This is a genomic window from Halomonas sp. KM-1, from assembly GCF_000246875.1.
Taxonomy (GTDB): Bacteria; Pseudomonadota; Gammaproteobacteria; order Pseudomonadales; family Halomonadaceae; genus Halomonas; species Halomonas aerodenitrificans.
Genome location: NZ_BAEU01000150.1, coordinates 54,331 through 77,127, shown reverse-complemented (window position 1 = coordinate 77,127; position 22,797 = coordinate 54,331). Strand labels below are relative to the sequence as shown.

Annotated in this window: 21 protein-coding genes; 8 read left to right on the top strand and 13 right to left on the bottom strand. The window is 63.9% G+C overall.

What is annotated here, in order from left to right; translation table 11 throughout:
• Positions 1–121: 121 nt before the first annotated feature.
• Genes B8115_RS19540 through B8115_RS19520 form a run of 5 tightly spaced genes read right to left on the bottom strand, consistent with a single transcriptional unit; the run spans position 122 to position 5,591 of the window.
• On the bottom strand, positions 122–1,372 hold the full coding sequence (locus tag B8115_RS19540; RefSeq protein WP_010629543.1) for a Zn-dependent hydrolase: 1,251 nt from the start codon (positions 1,370–1,372) through the stop codon (positions 122–124).
• Position 1,373: 1 nt separating this feature from the next.
• A complete protein-coding gene (gene argE, locus B8115_RS19535; protein WP_010629542.1) occupies positions 1,374–2,561 on the bottom strand; it encodes an acetylornithine deacetylase in 1,188 nt (395 codons plus the stop codon).
• A gap of 31 nt (positions 2,562–2,592) precedes the next feature.
• On the bottom strand, positions 2,593–4,065 hold the full coding sequence (locus B8115_RS19530) for a tripartite tricarboxylate transporter permease (RefSeq protein WP_010629541.1): 1,473 nt from the start codon (positions 4,063–4,065) through the stop codon (positions 2,593–2,595).
• Positions 4,066–4,092: 27 nt separating this feature from the next.
• A complete protein-coding gene (locus B8115_RS19525) occupies positions 4,093–4,590 on the bottom strand; it encodes a tripartite tricarboxylate transporter TctB family protein (RefSeq protein WP_010629540.1) in 498 nt (165 codons plus the stop codon).
• A 35-nt stretch (positions 4,591–4,625) separates the two neighbouring features.
• Entirely contained in the window at positions 4,626–5,591 is a 966-nt protein-coding gene (locus B8115_RS19520) for a tripartite tricarboxylate transporter substrate binding protein (RefSeq protein WP_010629539.1), read from the bottom strand.
• 175 nt (positions 5,592–5,766) lie between these two features.
• Here B8115_RS19520 and B8115_RS19515 point away from each other — a divergent pair, with 175 nt between their 5' ends.
• Positions 5,767–6,687: a LysR family transcriptional regulator gene (locus B8115_RS19515; RefSeq protein ID WP_010629538.1), complete on the top strand. Its 921-nt coding sequence runs from the start codon at positions 5,767–5,769 to the stop codon at positions 6,685–6,687.
• A 677-nt stretch (positions 6,688–7,364) separates the two neighbouring features.
• On the top strand, positions 7,365–7,601 hold the full coding sequence (locus B8115_RS19510) for a hypothetical protein (protein WP_010629537.1): 237 nt from the start codon (positions 7,365–7,367) through the stop codon (positions 7,599–7,601).
• Between the two features lie 344 nt (positions 7,602–7,945).
• On the opposite strand, the gene B8115_RS19505 is transcribed toward B8115_RS19510, so the two are convergent.
• The 4 genes from B8115_RS19505 to B8115_RS19490 are packed head-to-tail and all read right to left on the bottom strand — an operon-like array spanning position 7,946 to position 11,329.
• A complete protein-coding gene (locus B8115_RS19505; RefSeq protein WP_010629536.1) occupies positions 7,946–9,676 on the bottom strand; it encodes an ExeM/NucH family extracellular endonuclease in 1,731 nt (576 codons plus the stop codon).
• A 51-nt stretch (positions 9,677–9,727) separates the two neighbouring features.
• The gene (locus B8115_RS19500; protein ID WP_010629535.1) at positions 9,728–10,066 is read right to left on the bottom strand and encodes an AzlD domain-containing protein; all 339 of its coding nucleotides are present in this window, start codon (positions 10,064–10,066) and stop codon (positions 9,728–9,730) included.
• Positions 10,059–10,805, bottom strand: a complete 747-nt coding sequence (locus B8115_RS19495; protein WP_010629534.1) for an AzlC family ABC transporter permease — start codon at positions 10,803–10,805, stop codon at positions 10,059–10,061. The genes B8115_RS19500 and B8115_RS19495 overlap by 8 nt, the downstream gene beginning before the upstream one ends.
• Positions 10,802–11,329 carry a helix-turn-helix domain-containing protein gene (locus tag B8115_RS19490; RefSeq protein ID WP_010629533.1) on the bottom strand — a complete coding sequence of 176 codons (528 nt, stop codon included), beginning with the start codon at positions 11,327–11,329 and terminating at the stop codon, positions 10,802–10,804. The genes B8115_RS19495 and B8115_RS19490 overlap by 4 nt, the downstream gene beginning before the upstream one ends.
• A gap of 644 nt (positions 11,330–11,973) precedes the next feature.
• Here B8115_RS19490 and B8115_RS23480 point away from each other — a divergent pair.
• From B8115_RS23480 to B8115_RS19475, 4 genes are read left to right on the top strand one after another with little or no spacing between them, the layout of a single operon-like run.
• Complete coding sequence (locus tag B8115_RS23480; protein WP_141638669.1) at positions 11,974–12,306, top strand: hypothetical protein; 333 nt, start codon at positions 11,974–11,976, stop codon at positions 12,304–12,306.
• A gap of 26 nt (positions 12,307–12,332) precedes the next feature.
• Entirely contained in the window at positions 12,333–14,225 is a 1,893-nt protein-coding gene (locus tag B8115_RS19485; protein WP_010629532.1) for a site-specific DNA-methyltransferase, read from the top strand.
• Positions 14,225–14,929 carry a hypothetical protein gene (locus B8115_RS19480; RefSeq protein ID WP_010629531.1) on the top strand — a complete coding sequence of 235 codons (705 nt, stop codon included), beginning with the start codon at positions 14,225–14,227 and terminating at the stop codon, positions 14,927–14,929. The genes B8115_RS19485 and B8115_RS19480 overlap by 1 nt, the downstream gene beginning before the upstream one ends.
• On the top strand, positions 14,913–17,783 hold the full coding sequence (locus B8115_RS19475) for a type III restriction-modification system endonuclease (protein ID WP_010629530.1): 2,871 nt from the start codon (positions 14,913–14,915) through the stop codon (positions 17,781–17,783). Before B8115_RS19480 ends, B8115_RS19475 begins: the two co-directional genes overlap by 17 nt.
• A gap of 78 nt (positions 17,784–17,861) precedes the next feature.
• Here B8115_RS19475 and B8115_RS19470 read toward each other — a convergent pair whose 3' ends face one another.
• Positions 17,862–18,353: a ferritin-like domain-containing protein gene (locus tag B8115_RS19470; protein ID WP_010629529.1), complete on the bottom strand. Its 492-nt coding sequence runs from the start codon at positions 18,351–18,353 to the stop codon at positions 17,862–17,864.
• Between the two features lie 229 nt (positions 18,354–18,582).
• On the opposite strand from B8115_RS19470, the gene B8115_RS19465 reads away from it, so the two are divergent.
• The gene (locus tag B8115_RS19465; protein ID WP_010629528.1) at positions 18,583–20,073 is read left to right on the top strand and encodes an FAD-dependent oxidoreductase; all 1,491 of its coding nucleotides are present in this window, start codon (positions 18,583–18,585) and stop codon (positions 20,071–20,073) included.
• A 36-nt stretch (positions 20,074–20,109) separates the two neighbouring features.
• Here B8115_RS19465 and B8115_RS19460 read toward each other — a convergent pair whose 3' ends face one another.
• Together B8115_RS19460 and B8115_RS19455 are read right to left on the bottom strand one after the other, a co-directional pair.
• Entirely contained in the window at positions 20,110–20,910 is an 801-nt protein-coding gene (locus tag B8115_RS19460; protein WP_010629527.1) for a cytochrome c oxidase assembly protein, read from the bottom strand.
• 3 nt (positions 20,911–20,913) lie between these two features.
• Complete coding sequence (locus B8115_RS19455) at positions 20,914–21,381, bottom strand: DUF2243 domain-containing protein (RefSeq protein ID WP_010629526.1); 468 nt, start codon at positions 21,379–21,381, stop codon at positions 20,914–20,916.
• A 195-nt stretch (positions 21,382–21,576) separates the two neighbouring features.
• On the opposite strand from B8115_RS19455, the gene B8115_RS19450 reads away from it, so the two are divergent.
• On the top strand, positions 21,577–22,143 hold the full coding sequence (locus tag B8115_RS19450; protein ID WP_010629525.1) for an NnrU family protein: 567 nt from the start codon (positions 21,577–21,579) through the stop codon (positions 22,141–22,143).
• 23 nt (positions 22,144–22,166) lie between these two features.
• On the opposite strand, the gene B8115_RS19445 is transcribed toward B8115_RS19450, so the two are convergent.
• Positions 22,167–22,610 (bottom strand): nuclear transport factor 2 family protein, encoded by a 444-nt coding sequence (locus B8115_RS19445; protein ID WP_010629524.1) that lies wholly within the window; start codon positions 22,608–22,610, stop codon positions 22,167–22,169.
• Positions 22,611–22,797: the final 187 nt, after the last annotated feature.

The window sequence follows — 22,797 nt, the reverse complement described above, 5'->3', positions numbered from 1 at the left end:
AGGTAGTCCATCAGCCTGGTGATCACTGTGGATGCCAAGCCTTCGATCAGTTGTTTGATGAACTCCGGGAAACCGGACAGCTACCTGTAGTCGGTATAATGGTGACTGCTGGCCTCATCGGTCAGAGCTGATCCAGCCGCCGCAGCGTCTCGGCCAGGACTTGGCAGCCGTTGGCGGCTTGCTGGCGGGTGATGGACTCTTCCGGGCAGTGGCTGCGGCCGTCGAGGCAGGGCACGAACAGCATGCCGGTGGGCGCGAGCATGGCCATATAGACCGCGTCGTGACCGGCGCCGCTGGGCATGCTCAGGGTGCCGAGGCCCAGCGAGTCGGCGGCCGCGGCAATCTGCGCCTGCACCTCATCCGCGCACTGCGTGGGCAGGCCTTCGCTGAGCGATTTTGCGGCGACCTCAATGCCGCTGCCGGCGAGCTGGCGGCGTGTCTCTTCGAGCAGCGGCGGGAAGAACCCTTCAAGCAGTGCTGCATCGTTGCTGCGCACCTCCAGTACCATCTCGACGCGTTCTGGAATGGCGTTGCTGGCGTTGGGTGATACCGTCAGTCGGCCCACGGTGGCCACCAGGTAGGCATCGCCCTGGGCCTGGCGTTGCGCCTCCTGCTGTATCGTCTTGATCAACCCGCCGGCCTCGGCCAGGGCGTCGCGACGCAGGTCCATCGGCGTGGTGCCGGCGTGGTCGGCCTGGCCGGTGATCAAGATATCGTAGCGGTGGATGCCGACGATATCGCTGACCACCCCAATCGGCAGCTGGCGGGACTCCAGCACGCGGCCCTGCTCGATATGCAGCTCGACGAAGGCGGAGAGTGCGCCGGGCTGGCGCAGCGGCTCACCCAGCGCTTCGGGTACGCCACCCATGCGGCGGATGGCATCGAACAGCCGCTCGCCACCAGGCTCCTGGAAGTCGAGCATCGCCGGGCTGAGCTTGCCGACCATGGCGCGGCTACCAATGCATGACAACCCGTACTCGCTGGGCTCCTCGGAGAGGAAATCGATCACCTCCAGGCTATGGCGCAGGCGTATGCCGGTGTCCTGCAGGCTACGAACTGCCTCGAGCCCGGCCAGCACGCCGAGGATGCCATCGTAGCGGCCACCGCCGGGCACCGTGTCGATATGGCTACCGGTGGCCAGTGGGGGCAGCGATGGCTCGCTACCGGTCAGGCTGCCGATCAGGTTGCCGGCATCGTCGAGGCGAGTGGTCATGCCGGCTTCATGCATCCTGTGGCGCAGCCAGGCGCGGCCCTCCAGGTAGCGCTGGGTAAAGGCGCGCCGGGTCCACGGCCTTTCGCGGTCGGTAATCTGTGCCAATGCCTCGAGATCCTGCCACAGGCGTTCGCCATCGATGGTCATGTTGTCGTGCATATCAGCGTCTCATCCAGGCATCCAGCTGATCGAAGAACGCCAGGCACTGGCTGAGCTGCTCGATCTCGATGAACTCATCGGGCTTGTGCGCCTGGCGGATCGAGCCGGGCCCGATGATGATCGACGGGATGCCGCCGTCGATCTCGAACACCCCGCCTTCGGAGCCGTAGGAGACCTTGCCGCCGCGCGGCGGCAGGATCGGCTCGAGCTGCTTGAACATCTCGCAATCGGTGGCGTCGCCCATGGCGGGGTAGGAGAACATCTCCTGCCACTCGATGTGGGCAGCGGGAGCCAGGGCACGCATCTCGGGCAGCAGGGTGGCTTCGACATCGGCGATCAACTCCTGCATGTCGGCCTGGGCGGCGTCCTGGTCAATGCTGCGCAGCTCGAAGACAAAGCGGCAAGTGTCCGGGGTAACGTTGGTGGCCACACCGCCTTCTATGATGGTGGCCAGGGTCGTGGCATGGGGCACGCTGAAATCATGGTCGAAAGGGCCGTCTCGCTCATATCGTCGCGATCGCTTCGCAATCATGGCAATGATGCGCGAGGCATACTCCACGGCGTTGACGTGCTGCGGGGCGAAGGAGGAGTGCCCGCCGTCGCCGTGCACTGTCACCTGCATGGCGATCTTGCCCTTCTGGCCGTTGATCAACTGCATCTCGCTGGGTTCGCCGATGATCGCCAGCGCCGGCGGCACCTCCAGCGCCGAGAGGTGCCGGGCGATGGCGGGTGCGCCCAGGCAGCCCACTTCCTCGTCGTGGGAGAAGCAGAAGTAGAACGGGCGGTTCAGTTTGCCCTCGGCAAAGGCTGGCGCTGCCGCCATCACACAGGCCACAAAGCCCTTCATGTCGCAGCTGCCACGGCCGTAGAGGCGGCCATCGCGCTGCTCCATGCCGAACGGGTCGCTTTGCCAGCTTGCCGGATTGGCCGGCACCACATCGGTATGCCCGGAGAGCACGATGCCCGGCACATCGGCAGGCCCCAGCCGTGCGACCAAATTGGCCTTCTCGCCGCTGGCATCCGGCAACACCGTGACCTCGGCGCCCAGCGCGTCGAAGAATTCCCGCAGATGCTCGATGATCGCCAGGTTGGAAAGGGCGCTGGTGGTGTCGAAGCCGATCAGCTCGCCGAGGTGTGCAATGGCGGCGTCGAGCCGTGGATGGGGCTGGGTACGGGCGCTGGCATGCATGGTGTCGAATCCTTGGCAGAAAAGTGGAAGATCAGGCCTTGGCTTTCTTGAGCTGCTGGCGAATCGTGATCATCACCACGAACACCGCCAGCGAGGCAAACAGCCAGGTGATGGGCGATGACACCAGGATGCTCGGGTCACCGCGGGAGATGGCGAGGGCGCGGCGCAGGTTCTCCTCCAGCATCGGCCCGAGGATGAAGGCGATCAGGAAGGGCGCCGCGGGAATCGCGAACAGGAACATGAAGAAGCCGAATACCCCCATCGCCAGCAGCACGATCACGTCGTACATGCTATTGGAGATCGAGAAGATGCCGAACAGGCACAGGATCAGCACGATGGGCGCCATCAGCCCTGGCGGAATACGCGAGATATGCGAGAAGAAGCGCATCGTCGCCTTGCCGGCGCCGAACAGCAGCACCGAAGAGAACAGCATGCCGATGAACAGCATGTAGACCTCGTTGAGGTTGTTCTCGAACAGCATCGGGCCTGGCGTCATGCCATGGATCATGAAGGCGCCCAGCATCACCCCGGTGATCACGTCGCCGGGCACGCCCAGTGCCAGCAGCGGGATCATGGTCGAGCCGCAGCAGCCGTTGTTGGCCGACTCCGAGGCGGCAATGCCCTCGACCTCGCCCTTGCCGAAATTCTCGCGGTTCTTCGAGCTGCGCTGGGCCTCGCCATAGGACGAGAATGCCGCCGCCGAGGGGCCGATGCCGGGGATCGCTCCCATCACCACACCGATCATGCTGCCCTTGAGCATCGACTTCAGCGAACGCCGCAATTCGGCGCGGGTCACCTTGTTGTCGCCCAGTTGCATTGGCTTTTGGGCCTCGGTATTGCGGAATACCACGATCTTGAGCAGCTCCGGAATCGCGAACAGGCCGATCAACACCGGCGCCACCGCCAGGCCGCTCTGCATGTCCACCGTGAGGTCGAAGCGGAACGAACCGTACATGTCCTCGCCGACGGTGGCCAACAGCAGTCCCAGGCACGCCGAGACTAGGCCCAGCAGCAGCGAGCGCCCCGATACCCCGGCCACGGTGGTCAAGGCGAACACCATCAGCATGAAGTACTCCGGCGGCCCGATGCGCAGCGCCAGCAAGGCCAGTGGGGCGGCGATGAAGATCAGCGAGAGATTGGAGATGAAGTCGCCGGTACACGACGAATAGAGCGCCATGTTCAGCGCCTTGCCGGCCTTGCCCTGGCGCGCCAAGGGGTAGCCATCCAGGGTGGTGCAAGCCGCCGACGCGGTGCCCGGCGTCTTGATCAGGATCGCCGACACCGAGCCGCCGTAAGTGGAGCCCTTGTAGAGCGCCACCAGCAGCAGGATGCTGGGGATCGGCTGCATGTAGAAGGTAAACGGCAGTGCCAGGGTCACCGCCATGGTGCCGGTCATGCCGGGAATGGCACCGATGATCACGCCGCCCCAGATACCCGCGGCCATGATCAGGAAATTCTCGAACGTCGCGACCGCCTGAAAGGCAATCAACAGGTCATTGAGCATGATGTCGTTCCTGTAATACGCGGTGCGTTATACGCCCAGGGCCCTTAGCAGGCTGCCGGTGGGAAAGCGCGTGTTGAGTGCGCTGGAGAAGAACAGATAGAGGACCAGCGGCAGGGCGACGGCCACTAGCAGGGAGACCCACCTGCGCTGCCAGTAACCGGTGAGTACCAGCATGACGACAAGTAGCAGCATGCTGGCGAGCAGGAAGCCCAGCAGCATGACCGCGCCGACGAACAGGGCAAACGCCAGCACCGCCCAGCCGAAGCGCATCAACAAGATGGGCAGCGGCGTGTCGCCGCGGATCGCCCCGGCATCTTCCGGGTCGGCAATGGCCTGGGTCTTCCTCGACAACGACAGGCCCAGCAGCAACAGGCCCAGCACCATGCCGATGATCGAGACCGTCCGCGGCCACATGTCGGGTGGCGGAGCGAAGCCGGGAATGAAGCTGGGGCGAGGCACATAGACCGGAATCAGTATGAACAGCACGATGCCGAACAACGCCGTGATGAGTAAACCGCGTGTCATGCCCATGTACGCTCCCCCCAGTGAGTGGTCGTCGATCAGTCCAGGTAACCGAACTCTTCAGCCAGGCCGCGATAGAACTCGTATTGCTCCTCGGCATAGGTCGCCATGTCGACGCTACCGATGGTCGAGACCGAGCCGCGGTCCTGGGCGCGGCGCAACCAGCTGTCGCTCTCGGCCACCTGCTCCATCACTTCGTCCCAGGTATTGACCACCTCTTCCGGCAGATCGGGTGGGCCGTACAGCGCGCTCCAGCCAATCACCTGGCCGGCCAGCTCGTAGCCAAGCTCCTCGGCGGTGGGCACGTCCGGCAGGCTCTCCATGCGCTCCGTCGAGTAGACCATCAGCGGGCGCATGTCGCCGCTCTCGATGTGCGGCATCAACGAGCCGGCGGCAATCGCCAGGAAGTCGACGTGGCCGCCGAGCAGCGAGGTGGCCAGCTCGCCGCCACCGCGATAGGGCACCAGGGTGGCGGCGGTGAGCGGGTCGAGACCGACATCGGCGAGCAGGGCCTGCACGGTAAAGCCATCGATGGCGGTAGCGCCGGATGCCGCATAGGTCATGGCGCCCGGATCGTTCTCGATACCCTCGAGCAGCTCCTCGACGCTCTCGTAGGGCGAGTCTTCGGCGACGGCGAGGATCATCGGCGTGGCTTCCAGCGGGCTGAGGAAGGTGTACTCATCCCAGTCGACGCTGCTATTGGTATTCACCGCAGGCGACAGCGCCATGCCCACCCGGGCCAGCAGCAGGGTATAGCCATCGGGGTCGGCGCGGGATACGTCGCGGGCGCCGGTCATGCCGCCTGAACCGGGCTGATTGACCACCGTGATTGGCTCACCGAGGAACTCCCGGGCCGACTCGGCCAGGGCGCGGCCGGCGAGGTCGGAAGCGCCGCCGGGGCCATAGGGCACGACCAGGGTGACCGACTCCGAGGGATAGCTCTGGGCATTGGCGGCACAGGTCACCATCAGGGTGGCCGCGGCCAGGCTCAAGGCACGTTTCATGTTCGTCTCCTTTCTATTGTTGTGGCAGACGCTCACCGATAGAGCGAGTCGTTCGAGCCGTTTCAGCATAGTCAGCTATGAAATGTATTGCAAAAAAACGCCTTGCTATGCATTAATGTTCTAGTGGTGGTGCGATGCTGCATGCCGCTTACCGGTCGAATGCGAGGAGAGCGAGATGAAACTCAAGGAAATCGAAGCCTTCGATGCCTTCATGAAGCACGGCACCACCAAGGCCGCCGCGGACGCGCTGGCGATTAGCCAGTCGATGGTCAGTCGCCTGCTGAGTGGGCTGGAGGAGGAGTTGGGTTTTGCGCTGTTCAAGCGCAGCCGGAACCAGCTGGCGCCGACGGAAGAGGCGTTTCTCTACCACGCCTCGGTGCTGCGGTTGATGGCCAGCATCCGCGACACCCAGAAGGATGCCGAAGCGATCTCCAACAACCAGTTGGGCAGCGTGGTGGTGGCGGCCCAGCCGATCTTCTGCGACACCTTCCTGCTCGATGTCATCAAGCGCTTCAAGGAGCGTCACCCCAAGGTCGGCGTGCGCGTAGTGGACGCCGGCCTGCAGGAGCTGCTCAAGATGATCGACAACAACACCTGCGACGTGGCGCTGGGCATCACCCTGGAGGCCGATACCTACGGTGCCAGCGTCACCCGTCTGGCGCGCTGCAGTGCGCGTTGCATCATGCACCGCGACCACGAGCTGGCCGCCGATGCGGTGGTGCCCATCGCCAACCTGCAGAACCAGACCTTCGTCGAGCTGATGGCCGACAGCCCGCTACGCGCCCGGGTCGACTACATCATGCAGACCATCGACATCAAACGGCACATCGCCGCCGAATTGCGCCATATGCGCGGCGTTTGTGCCTTGGTAGATAGAGGGGTAGGGATTGCCGTCATCGACCCGATTGCCGAGCTGTTGCTGCACGGCACCGCGGTGGTGTCGAAGCCGTTGGAACCCGCCATCGAGTGGGAGATGGCCCTGCTCAAGTCCAAGAGCCGCCCGCTCAGCAAGGTCGCAGACGCCTTCTGCGAGGAGATTCTCCGGGAGATTGATACGCTCAAAGGGGTCGGCATTCTCAAACCACTGGCATCGTGAATAAAACGGAGAAATTATTTTTATTTTTACTAAATGAAAATAATTTATATGTGCAGGATGATAATATATTGTCTCGCCTTTACCGCTGAAAATATTGTGGGCGATCTCGCCTGAAATTGCTGACCGGACTTTTCTCCATCCGTATACCAGTAGGTACGGTGTCGCAGCCTGACACTTTCAGCCATAGGCGTTGCTGAGTCGGCGGTGGCCTTGGTCTGCGCTCGCGGCCCGTTTGACCAGCGTTCAGCACCGTCCAATTGTGGATTCATCCAGCGTCCAATTGCGGGTTCATCCGCCCTCCAATTGCGGATTGTGTCAGCGTCCAATTGCGGGTTGCGGCTCGCCCGAGCCGTTTCGCCATCACCTCACAGCTCGCCACCCGGAGGCGATCAGCTGTCGTCATTTTGATACTCAAGTGCCTGAAATTCTCAAAGAGTGTGGATCGTCATCCGATCCATGAACCGGCTTCCCCGCGGGGCTGTATAAGGGATACAGCGCAACGGCAACCAGTAGCTCCATGACATGCGATCTGATGCTGCGCTGCGCGGTTTCGATGACTTGCGCTCCGGCCAAGGCGTCGAGTGGATACCGAAGCCGGGGCGGTTGCTTGGTTGCCAAAGAAATCAAACTGGATGATTGGTCGTAATTGACCCTGTTGAGAGGGAAATGCCATGCGAATGCTATCTATCGGACTGTTGAGCGGTGTGCTGGCTCTGGGACTTGCTGGCTGCGGTACCACCACTGGCGAGCGAGCGCTGAGTGGCGCCGGCCTGGGGGCAGCCGCCGGCGCCGGCACCGCCGCCATGACAGGCGGCAGCGTGACCAGAGGGGCGGTGATCGGTGGTGGCCTGGGCGCTGCCGCCGGGGCGGCCACCACACGTGATGACATCGACCTGGGACGCCGCCGTCGCTGATTGACGACGAGAGAGCGCTTCCCAGCAATCGAAAGCATCATTCCATCATTGCCGGATGCGTCAGCTGCCCTGTTTCTGCTAGGCACTGTCTGAAAAGTCGGCGAGCGAAGGTCGGGGCTAGGCCCGTTCCCTTCGGGCCAACGCACTTCCCACATCCATGTGGGTCGCAAGGCAAAAATCAGCGACAAATCGGCAGGGATAGCCGATTTGGGCAGCTCCGCTGCTCGTAGAGCGAGCGACAGGGATGTCGCGAGTCAAAGGACGGAGTTTACGTGGTGTAAATGAGTACTTTGAGCTGATTTTTAACGCCGTATGGCCAAGCGCAGGCAGTTTTCAGGTAGTGCCTAACGCCACTCCAGGTCCACCGCGATTGGATCATGGTCCGAGGAGCGGAAGGGGTCGGGGCGGAAGTGGGGCGCTGCGTTGTCCGGCCCATCGTAGCCGAGGTAGGGCGGCTCATCGGCATTGATGGGCCACGGCCGCACCTCTGCCACTGCCGCGGCCAGTTCGGGGCTTGCCAGGGCATGGTCCAGGTAGCCCGACTCACCGCGGAACACGTAGCTGTAGCGGCGCTCCTGCGGTAGCTCGCGGGCCATCAGGTCCACGAGTCCTTCGCGGGTCAGGGTGAGGATCGGGTCCTCGGCGCCGTAGGCGTTGAGGTCGCCGGTCAGCAACAGGCGCTGGTGCCCCTCGGCGGCCGCCAGGCGCTCGAGAAAGGCGTTCATGGCCTGCGACTGCTCCACCCGGCGCTGGTTCCAGCAGCCCTGGCCGCGGTCGATATCCCCCCGGGACGGGCAGCCGGTCTTGGACTTGTAGTGGGCGGTAACGACGCCGAAGTCCGGACCGCCGTCCACGCTGCGGAAGAAGGCCGCCAGCGGCGGGCGATGATGGGTGGAGGCGTTGTCGGCGTAGAGCTCGCTTACGGCCTCTACCCGGTCCGGCCGGTAGATCAAGGCGAGCTTGATGGCATCGCTGCCGCGGTCGGCATTCCCGCCCACCGCACGATAGCGGATGCCCGTCCGCTCGCTGAGCTGTTCGACCAGGTCGGCCAGGGCGCGCGGGTCGTTCTCCACTTCCACCAGGGCCAGGATGTCGGCCTGCAGCCCCTCGACCGCAGCGGCGAGCTTGGCCCGTTGGCGCTCCAGCTTCTCAGCGTTGGCGGCGCCGCGCTGGCCCAGGCTGATGAAATAGTTCTCGACGTTGAAGGTTGCCACCCGTAGCCGTTCTTCCGGCGCCGGCAGCGGCCCCGGGCGTGGGTTGGCGTCCTCGAAGTGCGGCTCGAAGGTCGGGTGCAGGCGGTAGGCGTCGAAGGCGTGGGTCAGGATGCCGGTCAGGTCTTGAACGGTGCTGCCGACACGGCGGGTGCCATCTTCATCCAGGTAGGGAATGGGGCTCGGAAAGGCGCGATAGCTGCCGTCGTCCAGCTCGAGGATGTTCCGCTGATGTGGCTCGCCGGGCGTGTTCGTTGGCCGGAACAGGCGGTTGGCGGCCAGACTCAGGGAGCCGTAGCGGGCGAGCTCGTAGTTGCCGGTGACGGTCAGCGTCTGCGGAAACGTCAGCAGCAGCCCTTCCTTGCGTGACAGCTGCTCCTCGCTGAGCGGCCAGTCGACCGCAAGCGGCTCGGGCAGTCGATCTCGGGCACAGGTCTCGATCCGCTCGACCCGCTGCAGCTGGATCTGGCCGCGGTACTCGCCGGTACGGGCGTGGAGTTGCAGGTGTGTGCCGGGTGCGATGAGCGCCCCATCGCTCGGCGTGGCGCCAGGCATGTAGACGAACAGGCCGATGGGGCCATGCTCCGTGTCCTGCTGCAAGTAGAAGCCATTCAGCCGCTCACGGCCGAGAAACTCGCCGGTCACCACGCCGTCGACGATCACCTCACGGTCGGCGGGCAGGGTCGTGCGTTCACCCATCCCCTTGATGGCAGCAAGGTCGGCGCTAGATGTCTCGGGGCAGCTGGCTGCCGCCGGTAGGGCCACCAGCAGCAGGGCCAGCAACAGGCTGCAGGAGCCTGCACGGCGGGCCACGGCAGGGTGTTGGCGCTTGCCGTTAGTGCGCGGCTGGGCGGTGAGGGTCATGCGTTCTCCAAGGTAAAGGCTGTCTTGGCTAAATAAGAAGAGTAACAGCGCTCACCCGAGCAGCATCATCACCGCTCCATACGCCGCCACGCCCGCGGCCACCGGCCAGCCCAGGGTGCGCTTGTACCACCACACGGCCAGAGTAGCCAGAACGCCGATGGCGGTGGCCAGCCAGGAGATGGCATCGGGGGTCACCGGCATCAACGACACGCCGAACAGGGCGGCGATCATCAGCGGGCCGAGCAGGCTCAGCCATTGGGGCATGGCCTCGAGGCTGTCGTCGCTGGCTTGCCGCGCAAGGCGGCGTTGCATCCACAGCAGCGGCAGCAGGCGTATCAGCAGGGTGCCCGCCGCCGAGGCGAGCACGGCGATCCACAGGGCGTTACTCATGGCGCTCTCCTTGCGCGTCTTTTCTCTCCGCTGTGTGACCGAACTTGACGAGCTGGAAGCACAGCGCGCCGCAAACGGCGGCGAGGGGAATCGCCATGTTGGTCAGGCCCAGCAGCGTCAGCAGCAGGGCGCTGAGAATGGTCAGGCCCAGGGCCAGGCTCCAGCGGCGGGAGGTGAAGCGCGGCGCCACCAGCACCAGGAAGAGCGCGGGCAGGGCGAAGGGCAGGATCTCGCCCATCAGGGCCCAGCGCGCGACCAGTTCACCGCCGACCAGGGCGCCCAGCGCCGTGCCGCCGATCCAGCTCAACCAGGCCAGCAGGGCGGCGCCGGTGTACCAGCCGAGGCGCTGGGCGGCGGGCAGCTGCGGCAGGCGGGCGTGGGCCAGGGCGAAGATCTGGTCGGTGAGGCCGTGCATCAGCCAGGGCCACAGGCGGCTGGGCGTCAGCCAGGGGGCCAGGTTGGGGGCGTAGACCACATGGCGCAGGTTGATCAGCAGCGTCATGGCCACCACCAGCCACAGCGGCGCGCCGGCGGCTACCATGCCGACGAACAGGAACTGCGAGGCGCCGGCATAGATCAGCGTCGAGATCGCCACGGCTTCCCAGGCGCTGAAGCCGGCCTGGGTGGCGATCAGCCCGAAGGAGATGGCCACCGGCACATAGCCGCCGAGCAGCGGGACGGCCTCGCTCATGCCGGTCAGCCAGGCACGGCTGGGTGAGGAGGCGACTTGCAGGTTCATGAGATCTGTTCCTCGTGATAGACGACGCTGAGCAGCAGCGTGGCCCAGCTATCTCCGGTGCGGTAAAGGTGGGGGCCGTCCGCGGCGAAGGTAAGGGACTCACCCGCCGAGAGCGTGCGGGTGTCGCCTTCCGGCCCGGCCTCCAGCGTACCGCTGATCAGGGTGAGCGTTTCACGGGCGCCGGGTGTATGGGGCTCGGCGCGTCTCAGGGTATGCGGAGCGCAGCGCATCCAGTAGGCGTCGACCTGAGGGTGGTCCTTGCCCTGGTCGAGCAGGCGAACCTCAACGCCGTCCTCGCCCAGGGGCACGGCGATAGGCGCCACCAGCGTGCCGAAGGGCACCTTCAGCTGCACCGCCAGACGCCAGATGGTGTCCAGGGTAGGATTGCCGTTGCCCTGCTCGAGGCGAGACAGGTTCGATTTGGCGATGCCGGCGGCGGCGGCCAGCTGCGACAGCGACAAGCCCTGCGCCTGACGCAGAGTTTGCAGATGTTGGCCTAGGGTGCCGAGGGAAAGCTTGTCCAAGCGGATGGCCTCAGATTGTTCCTTTTAACGAACGTTCTATAAAAGGAACGGGTATCTGTCAACTACCATCGCCATCGGATTTCGATGGCAGAGACCTTGGACCGAGCCAGCCTCAGCTGCTGCTGGCGTTGCCAGACGAGCCTTCCTGGCGATGGGAGCGAAGTGAGGCCGCCGGTCCTGAGGGGGCTACAGTCGGTGCCTTCGTCGGCGCGGGCCATGCGTCCACGCTCGCATTCCTCGTCGGCTAGGGTGACCCTGGGTAGCACGAGGTTGGGGGTGAAGGGGTGATCACGCCGGCGATCATCGCCAACACATGCTGAAGCGAGAGGGGCAGGGCCTTGCCTACGCTCGGCCTGCCGTGAAAGTCAAAGATGGAGGCGTTGACTTGCTTGGGCATGAGGACTTCCGATCGGTTCTTGGATTTGTATCACACAAGGTGCTTGTGCTGTCCACAATATCCTATAAAATTGTATGCAGGAAATATTTTTCATTTTTGACCCGCGCCGTAGCTGGGCGTGACTGGAATGGAGCGTCAATTCGTCCTGTTCTTAGCTGACAACGCTGGTAGTATGCTATTAGCCGAGGAAGCGATGGTCGTCACCCTATAGAGGGAGTTAGCAGCAAGAGAAACGGAGATAAGAAAAATGGATATTGATTTTTTTAATCAAGCAAAAGATGTGTTTCTTGAAGCTGAGGTCAACCCTGATAGAGCAGCTGCGTTTGAACAAAAATGCACAGAGTTGACTGGTGCCCCGCCTATTTTAGGGGAAGGCTATCAACATCAGCCAAATAAGTGGGGAAGTGAGCTGCGAGCATATTTTAATAGCGATGTAGATTTGTTTGATGAGTTTGCAGCTATTGGGATTGAGGTAGAGCATGGTGCACGCCCCTATCGAGAGAATAGGCGATATAGGGTGAATAATGCTCAATTTGTTTGGGAGTTGTTAGGTCGTGGTTATAGGTTGGGTGAAAACTAATTTTTGTTTAAGGTGGCTGGTCTGAAATGACCATCGAAAAACTCAAGACGAAGACCGACGACCTGTCGCTCGAGCTGGCGCGCGCGATCGCGGAGCTGGTGCCGGACGTGCTCACGGAAACGCGAGATCGGGATGGCCGCCTTCAGCAGACGATCGACTTCGCTCTGCTGCGCCAGGCGCTGGGTGACGCGGCAGCCGACGAGCAGCAGGAGCGCTATCAGCTCGACTGGCCGGGCAAGCGCGCCGCGCTGCGCGAAGCGAATGCTCCGATCCGCATGGCGCTGCGCCCCGCGGAGCGCGAAAGCGTCGACTTCGCCCACACCCGCAATCTGTTCATCGAGGGCGACAACCTCGATGCCCTGAAGCTGCTCCGCGAGAGCTATTTGGGTCAGGTCGACGTCATCTACATCGACCCGCCCTACAACACCGGCAGCGACCTGATCTACAACGACCGCTTCATCACGGCCAAGGACGAGTACCTGGTGAGAAGCAGCCAGGTGGACGAGGCGGGCGGCAGGCTGGTCGCCAACCTGCAGAGCAACGGCCGTTTTCACTCCGACTGGCTGTCGATGATGTACCCGCGGCTGCGCCTGGCGCGCCAGCTGCTCGCCGAAAGCGGCATTCTCTTCATCTCCATCGACGACAACGAGCGCGCCAACCTCGAGAAGCTGTGCGAGGAGATCTTCGGTGGCGGCAACTTCCTCGGCTGCTTCGTCTGGAAGCGCCGTAGCGGCGCCATGGACGCCGTCACCAATCTGAGTGAAGACCACGAATACGTGCTGGTGTACGCCAAGGCGAAGGCGACACTGAAGGGCGTGGAGCGCACCTTCGAGAAATACGCCAACCCCGACGACGACCCGCGGGGGCCGTGGATCTCGGACAACCTGAGCGCCGGCAAGCCGGGCGGCGACACCCATTACGCCATTCGCGACCCCGCCACCGGCAATGAGTTCTGGCCGCCCAAGGGGCGCTACTGGCCCTACAGCCGCACGACCATGGCCCAGAAGATCGCCGAAGGCCGCGTGATCTTCCCCAAGCAGGCCACCGGCACCCCCATGCTGAAGCGGTTCGCCGCGGAGGCGATGAAGCCGACCATTCCTGTCTCCTCGTGGATCGAGCGGCCCGGCGCCGGTAACGGCCAGAGCACCCTGGTCTCGCCGATGAATAGCGCCGCCACCCGGGCGCTCAAGGAACTGCTGGGCGAGAAGCTGTTCTCGTTCCCCAAGCCGGTGGATCTGATCAAGGCCCTGATCGAGCAGGGTGGCTCCCGCGATGCCCTGGTGCTGGACTTCTTCGCCGGCTCTGCCACCACCGCCCAGGCGGTGATGGAGTGCAACGCCAGCGACGGCGGCAACCGCCGTTACATCCTGGTGCAGCTGCCGGAGGCGCTCGACGAGCGCTCCGAGGCGGCCAAGCGCGGCTTTCACACCATCGCCGAGCTGTCCCGGGAGCGCATACGGCGAGCGGCGGCCAAGGTGCTGGAAGGGCAGTGCCATGACGAGTGGCGCCGCGACGTGGGCTTTCGCGTGCTGAAGGTGGACAGCACCAACATGAAGGAGCTGCGGCAACGTCCGGAGGCGCTCGCCCAGGGCGACCTGCTCGACGCCGTGGACAGCGTCAAACCCGGCCGCAGCGCCGAGGACCTGCTGTTCCAGGTACTGGTGGACTGGGGGCTGGACCTGACGCTGCCCATCGCCAGAGCGCAGGTGCAGGGCAAGACGCTGTACCGCGTGGCGGACGATGCGCTGCTGGCCTGCTTCGACCTGGAGATAACGGAAGCCCTGATTGAGGAGCTGGCGGGCTACAAGCCGCGCAGGCTGGTACTGCGCGACAGCGCCTTCGATTCCGACGCCATGCGCATCAACGTGGAGCAGCAGCTGCGGCAGTTTTCTCCCGCCACGGAGCTGAGAGTGCTCTGATGCCCGTCGTGACCGAGATCCGCTACGACGCCAAGGCCGGGCGATACCGCCTCTTCGTCGACGGCGCCTACTGTACCAGCGTCAGGCAGCGCACCTTTCCCGCGCTGGGCATCGAGCTGGGCCAGCGGATCGACTGCGACGAGATCAAGCGCCGGGAGGCGTTTCACTGGAAGCACGCCTACGGCGAAGCGGCCTGGAAGAAGGAGAAGGTGCGCATCGCGCGGGTGAAGGCGATCATCGAGGCCCGCTTCTCGGGCCTCGAGGTACTGGTGGAAGGCTTCGGCGCCGACTCCAACGACTTCATTCCCGAGCACCCGAAGGAGCCGGGCAAACCCGATCTGAGCATTCGCGGCAAGCAGTCGGGGCAGACCTACTGCGCCCTGGAAGTGTCGGGCACCGAGGTGAGAAGAGGGGCGGACTACTGGGTCAGGCCCGACAAGCTGAGCTATGCCCAGCACCACCCGGAGCAGCACGTCTGGATATGCCTGCACTACGCCCGCCCCAGCGAAAAGCTGGTGTTCATCCGGCCCGACCCGAACCAGTGCTACCAGCCCGTGCCGGTTCGGGTGGGCAAGGCCATCGAACATTACGTGCTGTTCGACGACGACTCCCGCGAGACCGGAAGCCTGGAAGATTTCTACGCCTACCTTCTCTCACAGCGACCCGAGCACCTCCTGGCGAGCCGACATGAAGATCCGATTTAAAGTTCAGCCCTATCAGACCAGCGCCGTCGAGGCCGTGGTTGACTGCTTCGCCGGTCAACCCCGGGTCGATGAGCGGTTGCCCGGCTTCGAGCTGGGGCGTGGGGCTCGCTCACCGGCCTTCGACGAGGTCGTCGCCAATGCCGACTTCGCCATCGACGAGGCGCGCATTCTGGCGAACGTGCAAGCGGTGGCGCGGCGCCAGAACCTGCCCGTGCCGTCGTCGCTCACCGATTTCACCACCCTGGATGCCAAGGGCGAGATCGTCCCCGTCAAGCCGGCCTACCGGCGCGATGCCCTGGCGGCCACCGGGGTGCACCTCGATGTCGAGATGGAAACCGGCACCGGCAAGACCTACTGCTACATCAAGACGATATTCGAGCTGAACAAGCGCTATGGCTGGTCCAAATTCATCGTCATGGTGCCCACCATCGCCATTCGCGAAGGGGTGGCCAAGTCGCTGGAGATCACCGCCGAACATTTCGCCGAGAGCTACGGCAAGAGGGCACGCTGCTTCGTCTACAACTCGAAGCTGCTGCACGAACTGGAGAGTTTCTCGTCGGACGCCGGCATCAACGTCATGGTCATGAACATCCAGGCGTTCAATGCGCGGGGCAAGGACAACCGCCGCATCTACGACGAGCTGGACGACTTCCAGTCGCGCAAGCCCATCGACGTGATCGCCGCCAACCGACCGATCCTGATTCTCGACGAGCCGCAGAAGATGGAAGGGGCGGCCACCCTGGAGGCGCTGCCGCAGTTCAAGCCGTTGATGATTCTGCGCTATTCGGCTACCCACCGAACCCGCCACAACCGGGTTTTCCGTCTCGATGCGCTCGATGCCTACCAGCAGAAACTGGTCAAGAAGATCGCCGTGCGCGGCATTCAGACCCGTGGCTTGGCGGGCACCCACGCCTATCTCTATCTCGAGGGCATCGAGGTCACCAGGTCGGCCCCGGTAGTGCGTATCGAGCTGGAGATGCTCCAGGAATCGGGCGCCATCGTGCGCAAGCTGCGCCGTCTGACGCTGGGTGACGATCTGTTCGCGGCCTCTGGGCAGCTCGAACAGTATCGCGACGGCTTCACCATCAGCGAGATCGACTGTCATCGCGACACGGTCGAGTTCACCAACGGCCTGGTGGTGAAGGCCGGTGAGGCGCGGGGAGACGTCGCCGAGAGCGACATTCGCCGCATCCAGATTCGCGAGACCATCAAGGCGCACCTGGACAAGGAGAAGCAGCTCTTCGCCCAGGGTATCAAGGTGCTCTCGCTGTTCTTCATCGACGAGGTGGCGAAATACCGCGACTACGCCCGGGCCGACGAAAAGGGCGAGTACGCGCGCATCTTCGAAGAGGAGTACGCGCAGCTCAAGGACGAGTATCTCGCCGAGCTGGCCCTGGACAACACTGCCTATCGCCACTACCTGGCAGGCGTCGAGGTCGCCGCCACCCACAGCGGCTACTTCGCCATCGACAGGAAAACCCGTCGGCTGAAGGATCCCGCCGTCGGGGCGCGCAGCGTCGAATCCGACGACGTGGAGGCCTACGACCTGATCCTCAAGGACAAGGAGCGTCTGCTGTCGCTGACCGAGCCCACGCGGTTCATCTTCTCCCATTCGGCGCTGCGGGAGGGGTGGGACAACCCCAACGTCTTCGTCATGTGCATGCTCAAGCACAGCGACAACAGCATCTCCCGCCGTCAGGAAGTCGGCCGCGGCCTGCGCCTCTGCGTCGACCAGCAGGGCGAGCGGATCGACGCGCCGGCGGTGGTGCACGAGATCAACGTGCTCACCGTGGTCGCCAGCGAGAGCTATCAGGATTTCGTTACCGGATTGCAGCGGGAGATCGCCGATACCCTCACGGGGCGCCCCGGCGAGTTCGTCGAGGCGCAGCTGCCCAGGGTCGAGGATGGGCGCAAGCCGAAAGCCAATCCACTCAATGCCAACTTCGATACGGCGGAATTCCAGGCGCTGTGGCGGCGCATCGGGCGTCAGGCGGTCTATCGCGTCGAGTTCGACTCCGACGCCCTGATCCGCCAGTGCGCCGAGGCCCTCGACCGTCAGCTGCGGGTCACTTCCTTGCAGTACGGCGTGCGGCGGGGCGTTCAGCGGGACGACCTCAGCGACGAGACGCTGCGCCAGGGGGAAGGCTTCTCGCTGATGGAGAGTGTGACGGAGTGGGCGCAGGCCGCGCCCGCCCAGGTCAGCTACGACCTGCTCGGCAGGCTGGCCGAGCGCGCTCGGCTCACGCGCCGAACCGTGGCCGGCATTCTGCAGCGGATTGCTCCCGCCGTCTTCGAGCAGTACCGGCTCAATCCCGAGCACTTCATCGCCGAGGCGGCGCGCCTGATTCACGAGCAGAAGGCGGCGATCACCGTCCGCCACCTCACCTATGCCGCCGTGGATGAACGCTATGACATGGGGATTTTCACCGCTGCCCAGAGCGGGCAGGACTTCTCCCGTGCCACGTCCCGGCTGAACAAGCACGTCTACGACTACGCCATCGTCGACTCCGAGGTGGAGCGCAGATTCGTCCAGGCGCTGGAGGCCAGCGCGGACGTGACGGTCTATGCCAAGCTTCCGCGCGGCTATCGCATCCCCACTCCGATGGGTGACTACAACCCCGACTGGGCGATCTGCTTGCGGGAAGGCAGCGGTGCCCATCGCCATGTCGTGGTCGAAACCAAGGGCAGCCCATCGCTGACGGCGCTGCGTGACATCGAGCGGGCAAAGGCCGAGTGCGCCCGGAAATTCTTCGATGCCATCGGCAGCGACAGCGACGAGGGTGAGCTCAGCTATCTGGGGGTGTCGGACTTCGATGAATTGATGGATGCGGTGAAACAGTTGGAGCGGGCGTGACGCCATCCAGCGGGGGCGCCAGACAAAAAAACCGGCCGGTATCTCCGCCGGCCGGTTCCCTTTCGCCTAGCGGCGTGCTCAGCCAGCCTTTCTGTTGATGTTCTGCTTGGCCAGTTTGCTCAGCTTGTCGTCGGTAGATTTCTCTTCCTTGAGCGTCTCGGCCAGGATCTCCTTGGCTTTGGTATGGCCCAGTTGCTCGGCCAGTTCGCACAGGGTGCCGTAGGCGGCAATCTCGAAGTGCTCCACCTTCTGGGCCGCGGCGATCAGGCCGGCATCGCGCACGGGGCCCTTCTCCGTGGAGTCGATCAGCTCTTCTCCCTCCTGAATCAGGCTCTCCATGGCATGGCTCTTGAGGCGCTTGATGCGGATATCGGGAATGGAGTCGGCAGCCTGCTCGAGGCGCTCCAGTTGGCCCTGGGTCTCCTCGAGGTGGTGCTGAAAGGCTTCGACCAGCTTCTCGTCATCGGCGGCGCGGGCCATTTTCGGTAGCGCGCGGGTCATCTGCTTTTCGGCGCTGTTGGTTTCCGAAAGCAGGCGCATGAACAGTTCCTGTGCATCCTTGATCATCATGAGGCTCCTCCTCTGGATCGTTTCCGTGGCCGTCTTCCTTCACGGCCTTTCTAACGTAGCAGGTACGCAGACAAGGCTTTATTTCCATTCGGCGACGATATGTGAGGGTGTGCAAACCGGCCGATGGCCAGGCACGTCTTCGCCTCGGGCAGGTAGAACCCTTAGCGCTATCACGCCGGGGCTTCTATAACTGAGGGCAGAGTGCGAGTTGTCCACGAAAGGAGTCGTTATGGATGCGATATGGACGCTGGGAAGCCGCAACGTGGCCGAACACCCGCCGCTTGCCGGAGATGTCGAGGTGGATGTCGTCATCGTCGGAGCCGGTATCACCGGGTTGACGACGGCGCAGGCGCTGGTCGAAGCCGGCCAGCGCGTCATGGTGCTGGAAGCGGGCAGGGTGGGAGCCGGTGTGACCGGCGGTTCCACCGGCAACCTGTATGCCACGCTGGCCTCCGGGCAGGCCGCGCTGCGGCGCAAGTGGGGCGATCAGGTCTCGGCCGACGTGGTACGGGCCCGCGCGGAGGCCCTCGATCACATCGAGGCACTGGTCGAGCGCTACGCCATCGACTGCCAATTCCAGCGTCAGCCGGCCTACCGGCTGCTGACCGAGGATCGTCAGCATACCCAGCACAACCTGAACGACGAACTCGATGCGCTGGTCAGTGCCGGGCTGGATGCTGAAATGAGCGGCGGCCCCGGGCTGCCGTTCGACAGCTGGGGGCTGCGCATCGCCAATCAGGCCCAGTTCAATCCGCTGCATTATCTCCAGGGGCTGGCCAATCGCCTCATCGGCGAAGGCGTATTGATCCATCAGCACAGCCCGGTTCGCGAGATCGATGCCGGCAAGGGCCTGGTCAGGACCGAAGCGGCCAACGTCACCGCGAGGCAGATCGTGCAGGCCACCCACACCCCCAAGGGCATCAGCCTGGTGCAGGCCGGCATGCTGGTATCCCGCGAATATGCGGTATGCGCCAAGCTGAGAAGCGGTGACTATCCCGAAGGCATCATCTGGCTGCTCGACCCGTTCCACTCGCTGCGCAGCTATCGCCATGGCGACGACCACTACCTCGTGGTGATCGGCGAGAAGCACAAGACCGGCGAGCATCATGGCGATCACTACCAGCTGCTGCGCGAATATCTCGAAAGCCGGTTCGATATCGAGGCGTTCACCCACCAGTGGTCGGCCCAGCAGTACGGCTCGCCCGATGGGTTGCCCTACATCGGCCGCATGCACGGCAGCGACAATCTCTACATGGCCACCGGCTTCGGCGCCGACGGTCTGATCTGGGGCACGCTGGCGGGCAGGATCATCGCCGATCGGATCCAGGGCAACGACAACCCCTGGCAGGCCCGCTTCGGCGCGCGTCGCATCACGCCGGGCAAATCGGTGCTGCAGTACGCCAAGGAGAACGTCACCGTCACCAAGCACATGCTCAAGGATTACCTGGGCACCGAGAAGCTGGCCGATTTCAGCGAGGTCAAGGCGGGAGAAGGGCGGGTAGCGACCGTCGATGGAGAGAAGCTCGCCATCCACCGCAGTACGACCGGCGAGCTCAAGGTGCTCTCGGCGATCTGTCCGCACATGAAGTGCATCGTGCACTGGAATGCCGCCGAGGCCACCTGGGACTGCCCCTGTCACGGCAGCCGCTTCGATACCGACGGTGAAGTGATCGAAGGGCCGGCCTTCAGGCCGCTGGAGACAGTACAAGAGCGGCGCTGAGCTTTCGACAAGTCTCCGCTCAATGCAGCGTCCCGCTCATCGCAGTGAAGCAGGCAGCAGGGCTTCACGTCGCTCGACCGGGGTGCGCAGCCACATGGTCAGCAGGGCCACGGCCAGCAGCACCTCGGCCAGGTCGCCGCCGTAATACATCATCTGGGCGGCGGCTTGGATCTCAGCCACGCTGTGGTCGGTGCCGCGTGGCCAGTGATAGCCGTACATCAGCTTGCCGAGCAGCGCATGGGTGGCCATGGAGAGAAACAGCACCCCCAGGCGAAAGCGCAGGCTCAGTCGGTGGGGTGAGGCGTCCGGCCCCGCCAGGATGGCCCAGCAGAACAGGTAGCCTGCCACCAGGAAGTGTAGATGAACCCAATGATGCAGCAGCTCGCTTTGCAGCGAGAGGGCATACAGCGGGGTCAGGTAGAGCAGGTACATGCCGCCGATGTTGAGCAGCAGGGCGCTCAGCGGATGCGATACGACACGTACCGGCAAGCTCCTGAGCAACGCGGCGACACGGCGCGACGCTGCCTGAGGCAGTGAGCGCAGCAGCAGTGTCACGGGAGCAGCCAGGACCCAGGCCAGCGGTGCCAGCATGCCCATCACCAGATGCAGTGCCATGTGGCCGTTCAGGTCGTGGTGCGCCCAGGCCATCACGGGAGGCGCCACCGCCTGGGCGAGCAGTACGCTGCCCATCAGGAAGAAGGCGCTGCGCCAGCGGCTCCAGTCGTTGCCTCGACGGCGCTGCCGCCTGGCGGCCAGCAGGTAGGCCAGGGTGATCAGGCCAACCAGGGCGAGAGGCAGCCATGCCAGCAGCGAGATCTCGTCGGTGTGCGCATGCATGGCTCAGCGGTCCAGCCGTCTGGCGCGTCGATAGAGCCACACGCCCACCAGCAGCAGCGCCAGGGCGGAGAGATTCCAGATCAGGTCGTAATAGAACAGATCGACCCCGTAGCGGATCTGATGGATGCGCAGCAGCTTGTGGCTGACGATACCGTCGAAGAGCTGAAAGCCGCCCATGCCGAGGAAAAAGCCGGTCCAGGCCCAGTGCGTCGCCAGTCTGCGCCGCTGTGCCAGGTCGATCAGCAGAAACGCCCCGATCACGATGGCGAGCAGTTCCGCTGCATGCAGCAGGCCATCGGAGACGATGCCGACGGTCGGCGTGGCGTGGTCGAAGAAGTGGTGCCACTGCAGCAACTGGTGAAAGACGATTTCATCGATGCCGGCCATGACGCCGGCGCCGACCAGTACGGCAGACCACAGCGAGCGGCGAGCGCCCCTCTCCTTGGGCGAATGGAAAGACGGAGTCGTCATGGGCATCCTTGCGCGTGATGGCTCCTCTCAAGGTAGGTCAGCCCGGTCGCGGTGCAAGCCGGCAGTAGTGTTCACGGCAGACTTCGCTGCTGGGAAAGTTGGTGTAACCCATCAGTATGGTTAAGCTGCATCATGTTTCATTGTCGGCAGCCGTGAGGCTCGCCGCCCCAATACGCTTTGCACAGGAAGCCACCCATGCTCGTGATGATCCTTGGCCTCGTGATTTTTCTCGGTGCCCACTCCGTTCGCATCTTCGCCGAGGACTGGCGCAGCGAGCAGATACGCCGCCTGGGGGAGATGCGCTGGAAAGCGCTGTTTTCGGTGGTTTCCATCGTCGGTCTGGCGCTGGCAATCTGGGGCTTCGGGCGCATGCGGCTCGACCCCATCTGGGTATGGTTTCCGCCGGTGGGACTGCGCCATGCCGTAGCGCTGCTGATGATCCCAGCCTTCATTCTGCTGGTGGCGGCCTATGTGCCCAACAACCACATCAAGGCCAAGTTGGGTCACCCCATGGTGCTGGCGGTGAAGGTGTGGGCCTTTTCTCACCTGCTGGCGAACGGTCGCCTGGGCGACATCATCTTCTTCGGCGCCTTCCTGCTGTGGGCGGTGCTCGACTTCCGTGCCGCCAGGCGCCGGCAGCCGGCACCCGCGGTGACGCCGCGTCCGGTCGGCACGGCCATTACCGTCGTCGGTGGGTTGATCGCGTATTACCTGTTCGCCTTCCACCTGCACGTTTGGGTGACCGGCGTGCCGGTGATGTAGCGAATCGCCCATTGGGGCCGACCTCAGGGAGCGAGGTCGAGCAATGCCTTGTCGCCTTCCATGTCGAAAGGGGCGGAAAAATGTTCGTGCACCACCTTCCACTCGCCCTCGATGCGCCGGTAGCCGCTGGTCAAGCGTAGCCATCCCGCCTGGGTTTCGCCCTTGGCATCGGTGCCGCCGCAGCGTTGCAGGGCGTGGCAGAAGGCCACCTGGTGATCGGCATGGATCGTCACCTCGTGCAGTTCGAGAACCATCGGCCCCGGGAACATCTCCACGCACGTTTGCCAGTGGTCGCGGTAGGCCGCCACCCCCTTGAATTGCAGCTTCATCGCCGCATCGAAGGCGACGATGTCCGGGGCATAGTGAGCGACGATGGCGTCGACGTCCTGGGCGCGCACTGCGGCCGCCCAGCTTTCCAGCTGTTCCAGTACCGCAGCCTCGGCGGATAGGCTGGCATGAGTCGTCATGGGATCTCTCCTCGGTTCGTCTGGGTCCGTTCTCAGTCTGGCACTTTCCTGTCGTTCGAGTGGCGCTGAAATCGACTCACGGCTGAGCGGAGGTGACCCCTTTTCCGGCGATCTTGGCTACCTTGATCTGTATCAAGAGGTGCAGGCCGCCCGTGACGGATAGTTCTCCTACGGAATCGCTCTTCGT

What these genes read in the sequence shown, in the direction of transcription:
- B8115_RS19540 (WP_010629543.1), bottom strand. Translation starts at nt 1,372, where the DNA reads ATGCACGACAACATGACCATCGATGGCGAACGCCTGTGGCAGGATCTC.
- B8115_RS19460 (WP_010629527.1), bottom strand. Translation starts at nt 20,910, where the DNA reads ATGCATGCGCACACCGACGAGATCTCGCTGCTGGCATGGCTGCCTCTC.
- B8115_RS19445 (WP_010629524.1), bottom strand. Translation starts at nt 22,610, where the DNA reads ATGACGACTCATGCCAGCCTATCCGCCGAGGCTGCGGTACTGGAACAG.
- B8115_RS19480 (WP_010629531.1), top strand. Translation starts at nt 14,225, where the DNA reads ATGCCCGTCGTGACCGAGATCCGCTACGACGCCAAGGCCGGGCGATAC.
- B8115_RS19495 (WP_010629534.1), bottom strand. Translation starts at nt 10,805, where the DNA reads ATGAACCTGCAAGTCGCCTCCTCACCCAGCCGTGCCTGGCTGACCGGC.
- B8115_RS23480 (WP_141638669.1), top strand. Translation starts at nt 11,974, where the DNA reads ATGGATATTGATTTTTTTAATCAAGCAAAAGATGTGTTTCTTGAAGCT.
- B8115_RS19450 (WP_010629525.1), top strand. Translation starts at nt 21,577, where the DNA reads ATGCTCGTGATGATCCTTGGCCTCGTGATTTTTCTCGGTGCCCACTCC.
- B8115_RS19455 (WP_010629526.1), bottom strand. Translation starts at nt 21,381, where the DNA reads ATGACGACTCCGTCTTTCCATTCGCCCAAGGAGAGGGGCGCTCGCCGC.
- argE (WP_010629542.1), bottom strand. Translation starts at nt 2,561, where the DNA reads ATGCATGCCAGCGCCCGTACCCAGCCCCATCCACGGCTCGACGCCGCC.
- B8115_RS19470 (WP_010629529.1), bottom strand. Translation starts at nt 18,353, where the DNA reads ATGATGATCAAGGATGCACAGGAACTGTTCATGCGCCTGCTTTCGGAA.
- B8115_RS19510 (WP_010629537.1), top strand. Translation starts at nt 7,365, where the DNA reads ATGCTATCTATCGGACTGTTGAGCGGTGTGCTGGCTCTGGGACTTGCT.
- B8115_RS19515 (WP_010629538.1), top strand. Translation starts at nt 5,767, where the DNA reads ATGAAACTCAAGGAAATCGAAGCCTTCGATGCCTTCATGAAGCACGGC.
- B8115_RS19525 (WP_010629540.1), bottom strand. Translation starts at nt 4,590, where the DNA reads ATGACACGCGGTTTACTCATCACGGCGTTGTTCGGCATCGTGCTGTTC.
- B8115_RS19520 (WP_010629539.1), bottom strand. Translation starts at nt 5,591, where the DNA reads ATGAAACGTGCCTTGAGCCTGGCCGCGGCCACCCTGATGGTGACCTGT.
- B8115_RS19485 (WP_010629532.1), top strand. Translation starts at nt 12,333, where the DNA reads ATGACCATCGAAAAACTCAAGACGAAGACCGACGACCTGTCGCTCGAG.
- B8115_RS19505 (WP_010629536.1), bottom strand. Translation starts at nt 9,676, where the DNA reads ATGACCCTCACCGCCCAGCCGCGCACTAACGGCAAGCGCCAACACCCT.
- B8115_RS19465 (WP_010629528.1), top strand. Translation starts at nt 18,583, where the DNA reads ATGGATGCGATATGGACGCTGGGAAGCCGCAACGTGGCCGAACACCCG.
- B8115_RS19475 (WP_010629530.1), top strand. Translation starts at nt 14,913, where the DNA reads ATGAAGATCCGATTTAAAGTTCAGCCCTATCAGACCAGCGCCGTCGAG.
- B8115_RS19500 (WP_010629535.1), bottom strand. Translation starts at nt 10,066, where the DNA reads ATGAGTAACGCCCTGTGGATCGCCGTGCTCGCCTCGGCGGCGGGCACC.
- B8115_RS19530 (WP_010629541.1), bottom strand. Translation starts at nt 4,065, where the DNA reads ATGCTCAATGACCTGTTGATTGCCTTTCAGGCGGTCGCGACGTTCGAG.